Here is a 17,097-nt window from a genome sequence, read left to right on the forward strand (position 1 = left end):
ATTAGGGGCAACCCGATCACGGGCACTCTTACACAGCATGAGGCCGATACATGAACAGGCCTACACATCAATCGAGCGTCAGCCATCAGTATTTTCAGAATACTGATGGCTGACGCTCGATTGATGCTTGAAGCCGTGCCGAGAAACCGTCACCCGCCGAGGTAGGCCGCCCGCAAGAGATCCGGGTCCTCGGACAGGCGGGCCGCGGGGCCCTGCGCCTCGCTCACGCGGCCGCTCGCCACGACCATCGCCTCATCGGCGATGCCGAGCGCGAGGTGCGTGAACTGCTCAACAAGCAGCACCCCCACCCCAGACGCAGCGATCTCTTGAATCAGCGGCAGTAGGCGCATGAAGACGACGGGCGCGAGGCCCAGGCTCATCTCGTCGATCAGCAAGAACCTCGGCTTCGACGCAAATGCACGCGCGAGCACCACCATCTGCTGCTCGCCGCCCGAAAGCAGCACCGACTGTGAATCGATGCGCTTTTCGAGCTCAGGGAACGAGGCGAGCACCTCGTCGAGCGCGCGCTGCGTCTTCGCGGTGAGCATGATGTTCTCGCGCACCGTGAGCGACGGGAAGATCGCGCGCCCCTGCTCGATGTGCGCGATACCGAGCTTCGCGCGCTGCACGCGACCCAGCCCACCAAACGAAGCGCCATCGACGACCATGTCACCCGCGGCGTGACCGATCACGCCCGACACCGATTCGAGCAGGCTCGTTTTGCCGGCGCCGTTGGGGCCGACGAGCGCGAGCACTTCGCCCGACCGAAGGGTCAGATCGACGTTCGAGATCACGGGGCCAGCGCCCCGCCTCACCGTCACCCCGGTCAGCTGCAGTTCGCTCATGAAATGACCTCCGCATCTCCCATGTAGGCCGCGATCACGGCCGGATCCTCAAGCACCGCCGCTGCCTCACCCTGCGCGAGCACACGCCCAAAATCGAGCACCGTGAGCTCGGTGCACACGCTGCGCACGAGGTCGAGATCGTGTTCAATGATCACAATCGCGGTGTCGAAACGCGATGGAATACGCGTCAACCGGTGGCCAAACTGAATGTGCTCTTCGTGTGAAAGACCGGCGGCTGGCTCATCAAGAATCAGCACCTTGGGCCCAGACAGCACGGCCGCCGCGACCTCGATGAGCCTTCGCGTACCGACGTCGACGTTCGCGAGCTTCTCCTCTGGCGGCGGGCATCCCATGAACGCAAGCGCGTCACGCAGCTCCTCAACATCGAGGCGTTTACGTGCGACAAATCGCACATACGCTTCGACGGTGAGCTGCGGCGGCACGCGATCTTGCTGGAACGTGCGGCGCAGGCCCTTACGAGCGCGCGCGACCGGATCGAGCCGCGTAATATCGGCGCCGTCCAGCGAGACTTCGCCGGTGTGCTGCGGCAGAAACCCGCTCACGGCGTCGACAAACGTCGACTTGCCGGCGCCGTTTGGCCCGATGAGACCCATGATCGAACGCGGCTTCACCTCGAGCGACACGTCGTCGAGTGCCTTCAGCGCACCAAACTGCACGCCCAGCCCGCGTACCGCGAGCACGGGGGGCGCCCCGGCCGCGACGGGCTCGCGTGCCTCGGGCACAGCGAACACGTCGAGTACGCTCGTCGACACGTCACCCGCTGTGGCGGGCGAGATCCTGCGCCCAAATTTCTTTCTCGTCAGGCTCCGGATCCCCTCACCCAGGTTGGAGCCCGCGGTGAGGGCCTGAATGCCGAGCAGGCCAAACACGACGAAACCCCAGTCTTGGGGTACGCCCCAGCGGCGCAGCAGTTCGGGAACGAGCACCCACAGGATGCCGCCGAAGATCGCCATATCAATGAGGTACGCGCCGCTCATAACGGCAAGGATGTAGAGCGCGAGCGACTGGATCGGTGTGAAGCTCGAGGCATAGGGAATGCCCACCTGGCCCGCGAGCAGTCCGCCGGCGACACCGCCGAGCGCCGCGCTCACAGCGAAAGCCGAGAGCTTGGCGAGGCGCACACTCTGGCCGACTGCTGCAGTGCCGCGCTCGGAGAACGCGACGGCCTTCCAGCTGCTGCCGACGCGGCTGCGCTGCAGCAAGAACACGCCGTAGGCGCAGATCACGAGCACGATCATTGAGAAGAAGAAGTACTCGCGGTCGCTCGAGAACATGGCGGGGCGTGCGACAGACAGGCCGTCCTTCTGGCCAGGGAACTGGGTCTGCACGATGAGCACGTCGAGGGCAGCGGCAAATCCGAGGGTCACGACGGCCAGGTTGACCCCGCGTAGACGCAGCGCAGGGAGCCCAATAATGATGCCCGCAACGCTCGCGGCAAGCCCACCGGCAATGAGCCACACGATGAAGCCGCCGGGGGCCTCGTTCGCGTTCATCCAGGTAACCACCCAGGCACCGATCGCACCAAACGAGAGCTGGCACAGGGCGATGATGCCGGCCGATCCGGTAACGATGCCGAGGCCCAAGATCGCGATTGATGCCGTGATCATGCTGATCGCGAGGTACACGATGTAGCCCGACAGGCCAACGCTCAGCGCGTAGCCGATAGCGACGGCTACGACCGCCACAATGACGGGCGCGATCACCCGTAGGCGAGGGTTAGCGAGCAGCATCCCACACCTCCTTTCGCTGCGACCACAGCAGCATCACAACGATGAACACGAGCGGCACGAAGCTGCGCACGAGGGTCAGCTCAGAGATTTGCGCGACCATGCCGCCGATGAGGCCGAGCAGGAGCCCGCCCACGACAGCGAGGTCGAGGCGCTTAAACCCGCCCAGCAGCGCGGCCGCGGCCGCGGGAATGATGAGCATCGACAGGCTTACCGCGTCGTTGGACTGGGTGGGGGCGATGATCAAAATAGTGACGGCGCTGATGGCGCCGGTGACCGCCCACACACCGATGGACAGTGGGCGTGACGCGATGCCGATGAGTTCGGCCGTGGTGGGCCGATCTGACAGCGCACGCAGCTTCGTGCCGATCGTTGTCTTGCGCAGCACGAGGCCAGCCGCGGCAGCCACAATCACCGCGAGTGACACCGTCACGATGGTGACCCAACTCACGACGACGCCTGCGACTTCGAAGGCGGGCCCGTTAATGATCGGGGCGAAGGGCTGGGGCTTGTTGCCGAAGAAGATGTAGGAGAGCGACATGAGCAGTAGAAGCGGGGCGACGGTCATGGCGGAGCGGGTCGACAGGTCGGCTTCAGACAGCCACACGGCGGCGATCCAACCGATGAGGGCGCTGAGGGCCGCACCGACAATGATGCCCGCGATAGTAGCGAGCCACACGGGCATACCGAGCTTGTGCGCGAGCCACACCGCGGTGAACGCGGCGAACATGCCGGTCGCGGCCTGCGCGAAGTTGACAACGCGCACGAGCCTCGACATGAGTGTGAGGGTGACCGCGAGCACCGCGTACACGCCGCCCGCGGCGAGCCCAGAGAGCGCGCCCTGCAGCAGGGCCGCGCCGTTCACGCTCGCCCTCGCGGGGTGAAAGGAGAAACAGAATGCATGTGAAACCTTCGTTGAAGAAAACAATTCGAGCCCGGCGCGGCCTGTGCTGTTTGACGCACGGCGGCCGCGCCGGGCTCAAAGGGGGTTTAGCTTGCGGGGGCGAGCAGCCAGTCGTCGGCCGACTTCTCCCACGCGTTCGTCTTCGACTTCAGTACGACGGGCCAGCCGCCGGGCTCGTAGTCTTGCGCGGCAATCTTGTCGAACTGGTAAGAGTAGGCAAGCATGTCGTTGTCGATGGGCGCCATGCTCGAGAGCGCTTCGTTGACGCTGTCGCGGGTGATATCGCCGTCAATGCTCTTGAGTACCTCAACCATGAACGTGGCTGCGAGGTAGCCTCCCTGGCTAAACGAGGTGAGGGTGATGTCGTTGTCGGTCATGAGCGACTTCCACTCGGCGTTGATGTCGCTGTCTTCGGTGAACGGGTAGAACTCGGCGGGCACGAAGACACCTGCGCCCGCGTCATCGATGGCGGCAGCGAAACTCTCGCTGTACACGGAGGTGAGAAACAGGAACGAGACGTCGTCCCAGCCCTGCTGGTTGGCGGCCTTGATCTGGCCAATGCCGTCGGGCTCAACCGCGTTCGAGACGATCGCGTCACAGCCCGCCTTCTTCGCCTTCACAATGTATGGCGTGTAGTCGGCACCGCCGTAGGGCACGGTGTCGTCAACGAGCAGCGGCTCCTTGCCCGTGATCTCGCTCCAACGGTCAACGGCCGCCTGATATGCGGGGCCGGTCGAGCCGATCACGCTGGTGAACACGCACAGGTTCTCGAGGCCCAGCTCTTCAGAGCCGTACAGCATTGTGAGCGTGGTGTCGTTGAACGGACCAATGTTGACCGGGGCGATGTTGGGGGAGCTGAAGCAGCCGGGGTCGACGCCGATGCCCTGGATTGAACGCACGCCCTCTTGCTCGTAGTACTTGGCGTTGATCTCGCAGTCGAGCAGCGATGCACCGCCCACGAGCGCAACCACTTCGTCGCTCCCCACAAGATCGCGCGCCGAAGCGGTAGCCGTTGCGGGGTCGGCCTTGTCATCACTCGCCTTGTACTCGATCATGCGGCCGTTAATGCCGCCGGCCTCGTTGACCTTGTCGAAGACGGCCGCAGCGGCTTCAGACGCCTCTGGGAAGGTGGCGGGGCCACTGATCGTGTTGACCGACCCGAGCTTGATGGGCGCGCCGTCGCCCCCACCGTCGGCACCGGCGCAGCCGGTGAGTGCGAGCGCGCAGGCCGCGGTGAGCGCGGCGGCGCTGAGAAAGCGTGACTTCATTGTGTGCCTTTCAAAGCGGGGAGGGGATAGAAAAAACGAGTGAGTAACAACAGCTGGTGAAGTGCTAGACCGGCCAAACGTCGGGGTATTCGAGGCCGCCGCCGGGGTAAATGTGGCCGCCCGCCTTCGAGTGTTCGGCCTCGCCCGACGCCGTGATGCCCAAAAAGACGCCCGTGGTGCGCAACTGGTAGCCGAGGTCGTGCAACCAGACGCTGGCGACAGCGATGCGAAACTCGCGAAAGCAGAACAGATAGAGGCCGTCAGCGAACTTCCACACCGTCGACATGTCGACGTCACCGTGGCCGCGCTGCACACCCTGCACGCACTGCCACGCATAGCGCTCGCTCGACAGGTAGACGTGCTCATAGAGGTGGTGCGGGCTGTACCGGTAGAGGTTGCGCTTGCCCACGAGGTAGCGCGAGGGGCTAGGCGCCTCCCCGGTTGCTTCGCCGCGGTCGGTCGTGCCAGCCCAGAAGGTTTGGCCGACGCGGGGCTCGCCGTCTACGTCTGCCTCGCCGATCACCGAACGGGTGACGAGGGCACGGTGGGTCGACTCTGAGTACACGACCGTGATCTGCTCGCGCTCGCGCGACTCAATGGGCAGGTTCACGAACATGATGTCTGAGCGCACCCGCACCGCATCGTAGGGGTCGCTCAGCTCACCGTCGGTGGCGAAGGCGCCCGTCGCGCTCCAGCGCACACGGTCTGCCCCGAACGCGAGGGCGATTGTGCCGCCGTCATCAAGCGTCACGGTGAGCTCGGTGCCGTTGAGTGAGCCGCTGGGCAGGCGGTACGTGTCGATGCCCGCCGCGAACTCATCGTAGCTGCGCCACTCGTTCGCGTCTGCCGCACGCGAATCATCGGCCACAGCGATGTCTTGATAGGGCTGTGCGCTGGTCATTGTCAATACGCTCCTTTGCGTTATGAGGTGACACGGCAACCCAGCGTTCATGACAAGTGTCTGGGTATCCGTAGACCTTTAATGTACGCAGCGTATAGAAATTTCGTGCACGCTCAGGCTGTGCTGTGCGCGCCCAGTCAAGTGCCGGGCGCGCTCGCGCAAGGAGTGTCACGGCGCGGTCACGGCGCACGCCAAGACCGGGCCGCGGCGCGGTGCGAAGCGGGGCGCTCTACCGCCAGGCTGTTCTGTACAGGGCCGCTGCTAGCGCAGCCGCAGCTCACTGGGGCTCACGCCGTAAGCCGCTTTGAAGACGCGACTAAAATGCGCCGCATCAGTAAAGCCCCAACGCATCGCCACCGCGGCCACGGGCCGGTCAGAAAGCACCGGATCAAGGAGGTCCTCACGGCAGCGCTCGAGTCGGCGCTGCCTGATCCACGTTGACACGGTCGTGTCGGCCTGGCGAAATAACGAGTGCAGGTGCCTCGTAGACACGTAGTGGGCGTGAGCAATGCTGCCGGGTGACAGCTCGGGGCTCGCAAGGTTGTCATCGATATAGGCATAGATGCGCTGGAGCAGCAGCTGGTGTGGGTCGCGCGTTGCGGCTCCCGTGTCAAGAATGCTCGAGAAAAGCGTCGCGATGAGGTCAAGGCTGGTGTGCGCAAGTTTGGTGCGTACTCGATCGGTCAGCGGCTCAAGCTGTGCCGGAAACTGCGACAGAAACGACGAGATGACCGGGGCGAGCCCGCTGTGTTCTTTGCTCAGAGCTACAGCGGTGAGCTGCTCGGTGACGGGCACGGGCAGATCGAGTCGGTTTTTGGGAAACATCATGATGAGGTTGCGCATGTCTTCGCCAAACAGCAGTGAGTACGGGCGTGAGGTGTCGTAGACCGAGAGGTCACCCGGCTGCATAACCACCTCACGCCCGTCTTGCACGAGAATGCTTGACCCCGACAGGAGCAGGCTGACCTTGTAGTATCCGCTGCCGCCGTGCGCGATTTCTTCGGGAGTGCGCTCCACGAGGTGCGGCTTTGCCACGACCTCGGTGAACACGACATCGTCTGCGTCTGCAGAATTGAGTTTGCCACTGAACGTGCCGCTGCCCTCGGCCGAGATGCGCAGCGGCACGAACGAGTGTGACGCGAGCGAGCTGAAACTGCCGATGTTGTCTGCCCGCTCAGGCGGCGTGCTGGCAGCGCCCGGGCGTAGCCCAGTTACTTTCTCCACGAAGCGCACCTCATTGTCAATCGAACTCCACGGCTGTAGAAATTATCGCAGCCGTTGCCGAGAGACTACACCGAAACCTCGTCGAGCGCTTCTTGGAGCGCTCCGAGCAGCAGGGGTAGCTCGGCGTCGCTGAAGGCGAGCGGCGGCCGCACCTTGAGCACGCTCTCATCGCGGCCGATGCGCGAAATGAGCACGTGGCGAGTCTTCATCGCCTCCACGACCTGTTTTGCGAGCTGGGGTGCGGCGACCCCATCGACGGCGAAGTCGAGCCCCAAGAAGAGGCCAGTGCCCTTCGCCGCACGCACGAAGTCGTAGCGTGCAGCGAACTCCTGAAACTTCGCAAGCGCCGCAGTGCCGAGCGAGGCGGCGCGCGGCATCAGCTCTTCTTGCTCCATCTCTTCGAGCACGGCTTCGCCGACGGCGGCCGAGACCGGGTTGCCCGCAAACGTGTTGAAGAATTCGTTGCGCGCACCAAAAGCGTCGAGCACACGCTCGCTCGTGACGACCGCCGACATGGGGTGACCGTTGCCCATGGGCTTGCCCATCGTGACGAGATCGGGGGTCATGCCGGCGTAGTCGTGGCCCCACATGTGGCTACCGGTGCGGCCAAAGCCGCTCTGCACCTCGTCTGCGATGACCATGCCGCCCGCGCGCTGCACACGCTCTACGATGCCGTCGACAAGCCCCTCGGGCACGCGCGGCATGCCCTCGGTCGAAAACAGCGGGTCAAAGAGGCAGGCGGCAACGCCAAAGCCCGCCTCCTGCAGCGAGGCGATCGCAGAGTCTAGGCCCGCGAGTGTCTCGGCGAGTACCTCCGCCGCGGGGCGCGGGTCGATATCGAGATCCGGGATCCGGATCGTGCGCACATGCTCGCCGAGCGGCTCGCGGGTCTTGAGGCCTGTGGTGAGCTGGGCGAGCGTGATTGTGGTGCCGTGGTAGCTGTAGTCAGAGACGATCATGCCGGTATTGCCGGTGAGTTGGCGAGCGATGCGAATGGCGAGCTCGTTGGCTTCTGAACCCGAGTTGCCATAGAGCACACGGTCGAGTTCGGGGCGAAACGTGCCGAGCAGGCGCTCTGAGTAGTCGACGACGCGCTCATTGAGGTACCGCGTGTGAATGTTGAGCGTCGCCGCCTGGTCAGCGAGCGCCCGCACCACTCGGTCGTTGCAGTGGCCTACGTGTGGCACATTGTTGTAGCCGTCGAGGTATTTTTCGCCCGAGGCTTCGGTGAACCATACGCCCTTCGCTGAGACGAACTGCAGCGGTTCGTTGTAGAACAGGGGGGAGTAGGGACCGATCGTGCGGTTGCGGCGGGCAATGAGGTCTGGTGTGGTGGTCATGGGTTCAAACTTTCTGGTTATGCTGTGCGGGCGCAGAATCTAGGCGATGAGCTGGCGTGAGAGCGCGACGATGTGCGGCAGCACAGTCGTCGCGTGCCACTCAGCCGTGGGCTCGCCGCGCCGATCGGCCGCCCAGCCGAGGTACGTCAGGCCCCGGGCGAGCAGCATCGCGGGGAACGCGGCGTGGTCGTCGGCATCAAGCGGGCGCACGGACTCGTAACCCGCGAAGAGCGCCGCGCGGTACTCGTCGTGCCGCGGGTGCGGGGTGTAGAAGTAGATCGCGGTGGCGAGGTCGAAGAGGTGCCAGCCGGCGGCGAAGTCGTCGAAGTCGATGAGCACGAGGCCTTCGTCGGTGCGCAATACATTCTCGGGTGTGAGGTCGGCGTGAATCGCCCCGAATCGGCCCGCGGGGGTGCCGTAGTCGCCGAGCTCCTCGCGAATGCGGGCAATCGCGGCGACGACCGCAGCCCTATCGTCGCCCGCGAGCTCCCAGATGCGCAGCGGGTCGCCCCACGCAGGGCTTTCACCGACGAGGCCGTCGAGATCCCAGTCGTCGCGGGGCACCGCCATCTCGTAACCGGAGCGGGCCGTGGCGTCGTGTACCTGCGCGATGAGCCTGCCGAGCGCCTCAAAATCGCCGGGCTCAAGCTGGGCGGTACCGTCGACACCGGTGCGCTCGTCACCAAAGTTGCCGTGGTTGGGAATGAGCCGCTGCAGGTCGACCTGGTGGGGACCTGCGGGGTGCGCGGCTCGGCCTGCGCCAGAATCGCCCGCGCCGCCTTCGCCCGCGCCGACCACACAGAAGCCGCGGCCGCCCGGCGCTTCGATGAAGCTCGGCACCGCGACTCCTTCGGCGTGCAGGGCGCGCACGAAGTCGAGCTCGCACGCAAGCTCTGCGTCGCTGTGGTAGCCCTGACGGTGAACGCGCAGCACATAATCTTCGCCCTCGTGCTGCAGGGCAAACACGAAGTTCTCGCGCTGTTTGAGTAGCGTCAGCTCGGCGGCAGGGTCGAAGTCGTAGCGCGCGAGCGCCTCGCGTGCCAGTTCAATCGCTGCCTCGAGGTCGACGACGAATGGCTCAGGCGTGTGGGGGAGTGCGGGTTCGATGGCCACCGTGGGCATCCTTTCGACAAGGGGGCGCGCAGTCACGCGCCTTTCTGTACTCAGAGTATAGAAACTATATCCTTGGTGCACAAGACGGTGGTGTCGCACATAGACTGGACGCATGAGCACGCGATCGTCGCAAGAGACGCCAGCAGTACCCACGCCACCCCTCAGCCTGCGACAGCGCCGGCAGCAGCAAACGCGCCAGGATCTCGTTGCAGCCACGCTCGTTGTGATCGGCGAAGAGGGCGTCGCGGGTACGACTATTGATCGCGTCGCGGCGCAATCGGGCATCTCCCGCGGCACCGTCTACGCCCACTTTTCGGGCGGCCGCGACCAGCTACTGCGCGCAGCATACGCGCAGCTGGGCGAAGACCTCGTGGCCCGCACCCGCGCCGCCGTCTCAGCCGAAACGGGTTGGCGCGGGCAGCTCGCCGCTCTCGCCCGGGCCATGTTCGCCCTCGCGAGCGACGAGCGCGTCGGTCACTTCTACAACGTCTCGGGCCCTGCCCTCATCACCACGGGCTCCGAGCGGGGCATCGGCTCAAGCGCGAGCGCCTCGATGATCCGCGACGCGCTCGCCGCCGCTGCCGCCGCAGGCGAGGTCGCGCAAGACCTCGAAGTTGACGCGACAGCACTGCTCTTGGTTGGGGCGCTACGCGAGGCCGCGACCGGGGTCGCGGCGGGGGCAATTGATCCGGATCATGCCGTGCGTGCCTTCAGTAGGCTCGCGAGCGGCATCGCGCAGTAGCCCGCTGGGCCTCGGTGTCATTGCGCACCGAGGCCGCTAGACATCGAAACGCTATACGTCGAGGCCGTTGACGCGCTGAATCTCGCGCTGGTACTCGGCGACGACGCCGCGCGAGACGCGGCAGTCGAGCAGGATCGTGCCGCGTGCGCCCGCGTTCGTCCACTCGGCGAGCGCGTCGAGGTCAGACAGCTGCGTCACGCGCACGCCCTGCGCGCCGAGGGCGGTCGCGACGCCCGCGAAGTCGACGTCGGGTATGAGCATGGGGCCCTGATCGAGGCCCATCTCGCCGTACAGGTGAACTTCGGCGCCGTACGCGGCGTCGTTCCACACGACGATCACGCAGCTGGGGGCGACCCGAATCGCGGTTTCAAGGTCGGCGATCGCCATGAGGCCGCCGCCGTCACCCGTGCTGAGTACGGTGGTCGTGCCGGGGGCCGCGGCGGCGACACCCGCGACGGTCGCGAAGCCGAGCCCGATCGTCTGGTAGGCGGTGCCGACCATGACCATGCGCTCGGGGGATGCGACAGGCCAGTACATGTTGGCCCAGCCCAAAAAGTGGCCGCCGTCGGTGGTGACGTGGCGGTCTGCGGGCAGCAGCTCGGCGACGCGGGCGGCCACGGTGCGCGGGTCGAGGCGACCGTCGGGGCAGACTTCGGTGCCCGTGTTACGCACGCGCAGGGCGCCGCCGGGCTCGAGCCCGGCCACCTGTTCGCGCCACGGCGGGGTGCCGCGCGGCACTGCCCAGTCGCCGTGCCGCTCGTGCTCGAGCAGCGTGCGTGCACGCTCAGACTCGACCGCGTGGGTGAGGGCGGTGACGGTGGCGCGCGCGTCGCCCTGCAGTAGCTGGTGCGTGATCGGGTGCTTCGTAGCTGGGGGTGCCACCTGCTCGGCGTCGACGCGAATCACGGTCGTGCCGGGGGCGAATAGCTCCCCGAAGCGCATGGTGAACTGGTTCAGGCTTGCGCCCACGACCACGACAACGTCGGCTTGGGCGACGACGTCCATTGCGGCGGCCTGGCCAAATCCACCCGTGACCCCGAGGTCGTACTGGGCGTTGGGAAAGATGCTGCGGCCGAGTGCGGTGGTGGCGGTGAGGGCTCCGAGTGACCCGGCGAGAGCGCCAAGTTCGGCGCCCGCCTTCGCGAGATGAGCGCCGTGGCCGGCGAGAATCAAGGGCCGCTCGGCTTCAATCAGCGTGTGTGCCGCGGTTTCGACCTGGTGGGCGGGGGCGGCTCCTGCCGCGTGCAGTGCGGCGAGACCATCGGGGTGGGGCTTGCTCTGCGCAGTGTCGTGCGCTGCGATCTGGGCTGCATCGTGCTGCGATACCGAGGCAGCGAGCGTGGCAAGCACGGCCGGGTCGTTCAGGTCGATGCCCTCGGGTTTAGGCTTTGGGGCCGGAGCTGGCACCGCGTGTGCGCTCACGATGTCGTAGGGAATGCCGAGCACGACGGGGCGCCGCGCGTGTGCCGCGTACGCCACGGCGCGCTCAACTGTGCGCTCAATGTTGGTGATCGAGAGGGTATGCGTGCGTACGCCCATCGCCGCGGCCAGCATTTCTTGGTCGACGTCCCACGGGCGCGGTCCGGTGCTCGGGGCGTCGCCGACGACCACGAGCATGGGGGTGCGCGCCTGGGCAGCTTCTGCGAGTGCCGTGAGAGTGTTGGTGAAGCCCGCGCCGTAGGTGGTGGTGGCGATGGCGAGCTTACCGCTGACGCGGGTGTAGGCGTCGGCGGCGGCGACCGTGCCTGCCTCGTGACGCACAGCCGTGTAGCTCACGCCCTCTGCAGTGAGGTCTTCAATGAGGTGGGCGTTGCCGTTGCCCATGAGGCCAAAGCTGGCCTCGGTGTGCTGGGCGAGGGCGCGTGCAAGCGCGCGGGTGAGCGTGGTGGGTGATGACATCACAGTGCCTTTCGCGTAACTAAGCGAGGTGAGAGTGGGAACCGTGTATGTCTCGCCGGGCGGGGCACCTGTGGCGTACCCGGCAGCAGCGCCCCTTTTTCGAGCGCCTTGCCGGCCGGGCCTTGTGGCGGCCGGGCTGGACACTGAAAGCATAGCGGCACAGGGGTGCAAAGGTGACAAATCTGAGACCATTGGCTAAAGTGACACTCAACACACCGTGTGCAACAATCGGGCAGAGAGTTCGATAGTTGAACTTCACGGAGGTTGACTTGAAACCGACAAGGGAGTCCTCAACATAATGTCTACCCCCGCCAGTACATATTCCATTCCCATCACGCCAGAGAAACGTAGCGAGCTGCGCCGCGTCGCAGCCGCCACCGTGATCGGAACCACGATCGAGTGGTACGACTTCTTCCTCTATGCGAGCGCCGCAGGCCTCGTCTTTGGCAAGTTGTTCTTTGAACCCGCCGGCCCCGAGTTTGCGACGATCCTGTCGTTCGCGACGGTCGGTGTGAGCTTCCTATTCCGCCCGCTCGGTGCGTTCCTTGCGGGCCACTACGGTGACCGCATCGGCCGCAAGGCGATGCTCGTCATCACGCTGATTCTTATGGGTGTAGCCACCACGCTCATTGGTGTGCTGCCGACATATAACCACGGCGCATACACTGCTGGCATGCTCGCGCCAGTGCTGCTTGTGCTGCTGCGCATCGTGCAGGGTCTCTCGACGGGCGGCGAGTGGGGCGGCGCCGTACTCATGGCTGTCGAGCACGCACCCACGAGGCAACGCGGTCGCATGGGCGCGTTCCCGCAGATCGGCGTGCCGATCGGCCTGCTGCTCGCCTCGGGTGTACTCGCGCTCATGACCGGTGTCATCTCGCCCGGCGAAGCGTTCCTCGAGTGGGGCTGGCGCATTCCGTTCCTGCTGAGCATCGTGCTGATCGTGGTGGGCATCATCGTGCGCCGCACGGTTGAAGAGAGCCCCGTGTTCAACGAGATCGCTGAACGCAAGGAGCGCAGCTCGATGCCCGCTGTGCAGTTGTTCAAGAAGCACGGCCTGCTCGTGCTGCTCGCTGCCCTCACCTTCGCCGGCAACAACGCGGCTGGCTACATGACGACCGGTGGCTACATTCAGAACTACGCCACGCAGCCGCTCGAAGACGGGGGACACGTGGGCATGGAGCGCACGCCCGTGCTGCTCGCGGTCGCGGCGGCTTCGCTCGTGTGGCTCGCGGTGACCTTCTTTGCGGGTGTGATCTCTGACCGGATCGGCCGTAGGAACACCTACATTGCCGGCTGGATCGCGTTTCTTGCTGTTGTCTTCATTCTGTTTCCGCTCGTCAATACGGGCAGTGTGTTCTTGCTGTTCCTGGGGCTCGCACTGTTTGCCATCGGCAACGGGCTCACGTATGGCCAGCAGGCGGCGTACTTCGCCGAGTTGTTCCCCGCCTCGATTCGCTACTCGGGCGTCTCGATTACCTATGCGATCGGCGCGATTCTCGGCGGTGCGTTCGCGCCCATGATCTCGGCTTGGCTGGTTGCTACGACGGGGTCTGCCACCTCGGTGGCGTTTTACATCGCGGGCGTCATGGTGGTGGCGTTCATCGCCACGCTGCTGCTGCGCGACCGCACGGGCATTCCGCTCGAGCACGAGTACGAAGAGCAGCAGCAGACGGGCCACTTCATCTGGGAGAAGGAACCCGCGAAATGGTGAGGTAGTGTCACCGAACGGGCGAAGGCCCGGTCTCACCGCTCTCCGGTCGCGCAGGCTTCGCCCGCGCTCCTGCCAGACCCAGCCAAGCGGTGAGACCGGGCCTTCGCCCGTTCGGCGGTTCGTCGTCCTGCCGGAGCTTGTCACTTCGTCGTCCTGCGGGAGCTTGTCACTTCGTCGTCCTGCGGGAGCTTGTCACTTCGTCGTCCTGCGGGAGCTTCTCACTTCGTCATTCTGCGGGAGCGAAGCGACTCGCAGAATCCAGGACCTCCTCGCGCGCGGCTCGACCCGTGGCGTTTGCGTCGAGACTGCGATCCGACACCAAAAATCGGGGAAATTGATGTTCTAGCCTAGATCGGTGCAGCGGGCTTGAGTGGGTGTGGACCCTGCGACTCCTTCGTCGCGCAGGGTGACGAAGGGGAAGGCGCACCGGCGCAGGGTGACGATGATGGGGATGGAGCGCCAGCCCGGTCGTCTGGGGAGCGGTGTACCCACCAACTGTCGTCTGGGGAGCGGTGTACCCGCCAACTGTCGCCTGGGGGACGGTGTGCCCACCAACTGTCGTCCTGCGGGAGCGAAGCGAGTCGCAGGACCCACACCCGTGGTGCGCGCTAGCGGTAGTTGCGGGCGACCCGCTCGGCGGCGGCTTTGAGCGCGGCGACGACGTCTTCAACGGGATCCGGAGCGTTGAAATGCACGATCGCGATGGCGGCGGGCGCCTCACCCGCGATGCGCAGCGGCACCGCGATTGAGGTGACGCCGTCGATCACCTCGCTCTCGCTGAGCGCATAACCGCGTTCGGCCGCCGAGACTGACTCGGGCGTGGCGGCCTCCTGCCCAAGCAGTGACGTGCGCTCGGCCTGGCTGAGTGACGCCTCGATCGCGTGGCCTGGGGCGCCCAGCTGCCAGGAGTGGCGGTCACCCGGGCGCCGGGCTACCGCGGCTGCCACGCCGACGGGTTCGACCGACGCGAGCGTGATGATCTCGTCGCCGTCGAGCACCGTGACAAACGCGGTCATGCCGGTGGCCTGCGCGAGCCGGGTGAGCTCGGGGGTGACGGCGGTCGTGAGCCCCGGGGCGACGCCGCGCGCGAGCGCTGCCATGCGTGGGCCGAGGCGAATGAGCCCCGCGTCGTCGCGCAGCGCAAAGCGGTACTCCTCGAGTGTGCGCAGCAGCCGGTACGCGTTTGAGCGGTGCACACCGAGCTCCTCGGCGAGCTCAGCGATCGACAGCGGGCGCTGTGCCTCACCCAAGATCTCGAGCGCCTTAAGCCCGCGCGCGAGAGTCTGCGATCCCGCGGGGGCGGGCTGTGCCGGCGTAATGGTCGCGGCGGCTTTGGTGGTTGGGCTCATCTCGACATTCTCCTCTAGGGGCCGCTGGGAACTTTGGGTGGGAGTCAGTATTGAGTCTGGCGCACGAAAAGCGTATGATCAGTGTGCGATATTCAAACGACATGTTCATTATATGAACAAAGCAACGATGCTCACAAGGAGTTACAGTGCAGTTTCACCATCACGGTTACGTCTCGGGCGACCCGCGCGTCCTCCCCGCCGCTGGCGTTGGCGCAGACCGCCCCGAAGACCTCCCCGATGAGATCGATGTGCTGATCGTCGGATCCGGCCCCGCGGGCATTGTCGCCGCGGCGCAGCTCGCGCAGTTTCCCGGCGTTGTCACCCGCATCGTTGAGCGCCGCGAGGGGCGCCTCGTGCTGGGCCAGGCCGACGGCATTCAGGCGCGCAGCGTCGAAACTTTTCAGGCGTTCGGCTTTGCCGCGCAGATTCGGCAAGAGGCCTACCAGATCACCGAGACCGTGTTCTGGACTCCTGACCCCGAGAACCGCGAGAACATCGTACGCTCCTCGATTACGCCTGACGATGCCAAGGGCATCAGCGAGTTTCCGCACCTCATTGTGAACCAGGCCCGCGTCATTGACTACTTCGCCGAGTACGGCTCGCGCGCGCCCGCCCGCAGCAAGGTCGACTACGGCTGGGAGTTCGTCGACCTGACGGTAGGCGAGGGTGAGTTCCCCGTCGAAGTGACGCTGCGCCGGGTGAGTGGCCACAGTGGCGCAGGCATCAACGCGGCGGCAGACGACCTCACAGTGAGCGAGACCCGCACGGTGCGCGCCAAGTACGTGGTGGGCGCAGACGGCGCGGGGTCGCGCGTGCGCAAGTCGATCGGTGGATCGCTCTCGGGCTCGACCTCGATGCACGCGTGGGGCGTGATGGACGTGCTCGCGAAGACCGACTTCCCCGACATTCGCAAGAAGTGCATTATTCACTCTGAAGCGGGCAGCATTCTGCATATTCCGCGCGAGGGTAACCACCTCTGCCGCATCTATGTCGACCTCGGTGAGGTCGACGGGAGCGACGGCGGCAAGGTGCGCAAGACGCCGCTGTCAGACGTGGTGGCTCAGGCCAACGCGATCATGCACCCGTACTCGATCGACGTGCAAGACGTGCCCTGGCACAGTGTCTACGAGGTCGCGCACCGGCTCACCGACCGCTTTGATGACGCCGCCACCTCGCCCGACGGTAAGCCCCGTGTGTTCTTGATGGGTGACGCCTGCCACACGCACAGCGCCAAGGCCGGCCAGGGCATGAACGTGTCGATGCAAGACGGCTGGAACCTGGGCTGGAAGCTCGGGTATGTGCTCGAGGGGCGCAGCCCCGAAGCGCTGCTCGAGACCTATTCGGCCGAGCGCTGGGTGACCTCGAAGAACCTGATCGACTTCGACCACGAATGGTCGTCGCTCATGGCGAAGAAGCCCGAAGAGTTCGACTCGCCATCTGAGCTTGAAGACTTCTACTTGCAGACCGCCGAGTTCCCTGCCGGGTTTATGACCGAGTACACCGAGTCGATGCTGGTGGGGGACCTCGCACACCAGGCGCTCGCGCCCGGTTTTCCCATCGGCAAGCGCTTCAAGTCAGTTGAAACGACGCGGGTGGCCGACGCCGTCGACGTGCACCTGGGGCACCACCACCGCGCCGACGGCCGCTACCGCATCTACGCGTTCGCTGACGCCGGGGGAGAGAAGCTGAGCCGCTGGGCCGACGCCATGCTGGCCGACGGCTCACCCGTACGCCGATTCACGCCCACGGACACCGATGTCGATTCGGTGTTCGATGTGAAGGCCGTCTACCAAGAGCAGCACCACGATGTTGCGATTGATCGGGCGTCGAAGCTGTTTCTGCCCGCGTCTGGCCCGTTCGGCCTCACCGACTACGAGAAGATCTACGCGGTGCACCGCGACGTCGACATCTTCGAAGAACGTGGCGTGAGCCGCGACGGTGCCGTGATCGTTGTGCGCCCCGACCAGTATGTGGCGGGCATCTTCACGCTCGATGACACTGACGGGCTCGCCGAGCTGCTCGGCCGCGCGTTTCTGCCGCAGCAGTAGCGACG

Annotated in this window: 13 protein-coding genes; 3 read left to right on the forward strand and 10 right to left on the reverse strand. The window is 65.5% G+C overall.

Annotated features, from left to right (window positions below; translation table 11 throughout):
* Nucleotides 1–149: 149 nt before the first annotated feature.
* The 8 genes from ACXR2W_RS04445 to ACXR2W_RS04480 all read right to left on the reverse strand — a co-directional run bounded on the left by ACXR2W_RS04445 (nucleotide 150) and on the right by ACXR2W_RS04480 (nucleotide 9,343).
* Entirely contained in the window at nucleotides 150–845 is a 696-nt protein-coding gene (locus ACXR2W_RS04445) for an ABC transporter ATP-binding protein (protein WP_458814011.1), read from the reverse strand.
* Nucleotides 842–2,596: a branched-chain amino acid ABC transporter ATP-binding protein/permease gene (locus tag ACXR2W_RS04450; protein ID WP_458814013.1), complete on the reverse strand. Its 1,755-nt coding sequence runs from the start codon at nucleotides 2,594–2,596 to the stop codon at nucleotides 842–844. Before ACXR2W_RS04450 ends, ACXR2W_RS04445 begins: the two co-directional genes overlap by 4 nt.
* Complete coding sequence (locus ACXR2W_RS04455; RefSeq protein ID WP_458814015.1) at nucleotides 2,583–3,458, reverse strand: branched-chain amino acid ABC transporter permease; 876 nt, start codon at nucleotides 3,456–3,458, stop codon at nucleotides 2,583–2,585. The genes ACXR2W_RS04450 and ACXR2W_RS04455 overlap by 14 nt, the downstream gene beginning before the upstream one ends.
* A 125-nt stretch (nucleotides 3,459–3,583) precedes the next feature.
* Nucleotides 3,584–4,765: an ABC transporter substrate-binding protein gene (locus tag ACXR2W_RS04460; RefSeq protein WP_458814017.1), complete on the reverse strand. Its 1,182-nt coding sequence runs from the start codon at nucleotides 4,763–4,765 to the stop codon at nucleotides 3,584–3,586.
* 64 nt (nucleotides 4,766–4,829) lie between these two features.
* Nucleotides 4,830–5,666, reverse strand: coding sequence for a MoaF C-terminal domain-containing protein (locus ACXR2W_RS04465; protein ID WP_458814019.1), 837 nt, complete (start codon nucleotides 5,664–5,666; stop codon nucleotides 4,830–4,832).
* A 261-nt stretch (nucleotides 5,667–5,927) separates the two neighbouring features.
* Nucleotides 5,928–6,827 (reverse strand): AraC-like ligand-binding domain-containing protein, encoded by a 900-nt coding sequence (locus tag ACXR2W_RS04470; RefSeq protein WP_458814035.1) that lies wholly within the window; start codon nucleotides 6,825–6,827, stop codon nucleotides 5,928–5,930.
* Nucleotides 6,828–6,955: 128 nt separating this feature from the next.
* Nucleotides 6,956–8,230: an aspartate aminotransferase family protein gene (locus ACXR2W_RS04475; RefSeq protein WP_458814021.1), complete on the reverse strand. Its 1,275-nt coding sequence runs from the start codon at nucleotides 8,228–8,230 to the stop codon at nucleotides 6,956–6,958.
* Nucleotides 8,231–8,269: 39 nt separating this feature from the next.
* Nucleotides 8,270–9,343 carry a phosphotransferase enzyme family protein gene (locus tag ACXR2W_RS04480; protein WP_458814023.1) on the reverse strand — a complete coding sequence of 358 codons (1,074 nt, stop codon included), beginning with the start codon at nucleotides 9,341–9,343 and terminating at the stop codon, nucleotides 8,270–8,272.
* 112 nt (nucleotides 9,344–9,455) lie between these two features.
* Between ACXR2W_RS04480 and ACXR2W_RS04485 the strand changes: the two genes are divergently transcribed.
* On the forward strand, nucleotides 9,456–10,085 hold the full coding sequence (locus ACXR2W_RS04485; protein WP_458814025.1) for a TetR/AcrR family transcriptional regulator: 630 nt from the start codon (nucleotides 9,456–9,458) through the stop codon (nucleotides 10,083–10,085).
* 51 nt (nucleotides 10,086–10,136) lie between these two features.
* On the opposite strand, the gene ACXR2W_RS04490 is transcribed toward ACXR2W_RS04485, so the two are convergent.
* Nucleotides 10,137–11,984 (reverse strand): thiamine pyrophosphate-binding protein, encoded by a 1,848-nt coding sequence (locus tag ACXR2W_RS04490; protein ID WP_458814027.1) that lies wholly within the window; start codon nucleotides 11,982–11,984, stop codon nucleotides 10,137–10,139.
* Nucleotides 11,985–12,282: 298 nt separating this feature from the next.
* Between ACXR2W_RS04490 and ACXR2W_RS04495 the strand changes: the two genes are divergently transcribed.
* Nucleotides 12,283–13,695, forward strand: coding sequence for an MFS transporter (locus ACXR2W_RS04495; protein WP_458814029.1), 1,413 nt, complete (start codon nucleotides 12,283–12,285; stop codon nucleotides 13,693–13,695).
* Between the two features lie 608 nt (nucleotides 13,696–14,303).
* Here the strand turns inward: ACXR2W_RS04495 and ACXR2W_RS04500 are convergent.
* The gene (locus ACXR2W_RS04500; protein WP_458814031.1) at nucleotides 14,304–15,044 is read right to left on the reverse strand and encodes an IclR family transcriptional regulator; all 741 of its coding nucleotides are present in this window, start codon (nucleotides 15,042–15,044) and stop codon (nucleotides 14,304–14,306) included.
* A 146-nt stretch (nucleotides 15,045–15,190) separates the two neighbouring features.
* On the opposite strand from ACXR2W_RS04500, the gene ACXR2W_RS04505 reads away from it, so the two are divergent.
* The gene (locus tag ACXR2W_RS04505; RefSeq protein WP_458814033.1) at nucleotides 15,191–17,092 is read left to right on the forward strand and encodes an FAD-dependent monooxygenase; all 1,902 of its coding nucleotides are present in this window, start codon (nucleotides 15,191–15,193) and stop codon (nucleotides 17,090–17,092) included.
* Nucleotides 17,093–17,097: the final 5 nt, after the last annotated feature.

This window comes from Leucobacter faecis (assembly GCF_054456695.2).

Excerpts from the sequence above, each read along its gene's own strand:
- ACXR2W_RS04445 (WP_458814011.1), bottom strand. The coding sequence starts at position 845 with ATGAGCGAACTGCAGCTGACCGGGGTGACGGTGAGGCGGGGCGCTGGC.
- ACXR2W_RS04450 (WP_458814013.1), bottom strand. The coding sequence starts at position 2,596 with ATGCTGCTCGCTAACCCTCGCCTACGGGTGATCGCGCCCGTCATTGTG.
- ACXR2W_RS04460 (WP_458814017.1), bottom strand. The coding sequence starts at position 4,765 with ATGAAGTCACGCTTTCTCAGCGCCGCCGCGCTCACCGCGGCCTGCGCG.
- ACXR2W_RS04465 (WP_458814019.1), bottom strand. The coding sequence starts at position 5,666 with ATGACCAGCGCACAGCCCTATCAAGACATCGCTGTGGCCGATGATTCG.
- ACXR2W_RS04475 (WP_458814021.1), bottom strand. The coding sequence starts at position 8,230 with ATGACCACCACACCAGACCTCATTGCCCGCCGCAACCGCACGATCGGT.
- ACXR2W_RS04485 (WP_458814025.1), top strand. The coding sequence starts at position 9,456 with ATGAGCACGCGATCGTCGCAAGAGACGCCAGCAGTACCCACGCCACCC.
- ACXR2W_RS04490 (WP_458814027.1), bottom strand. The coding sequence starts at position 11,984 with ATGTCATCACCCACCACGCTCACCCGCGCGCTTGCACGCGCCCTCGCC.
- ACXR2W_RS04495 (WP_458814029.1), top strand. The coding sequence starts at position 12,283 with ATGTCTACCCCCGCCAGTACATATTCCATTCCCATCACGCCAGAGAAA.
- ACXR2W_RS04500 (WP_458814031.1), bottom strand. The coding sequence starts at position 15,044 with ATGAGCCCAACCACCAAAGCCGCCGCGACCATTACGCCGGCACAGCCC.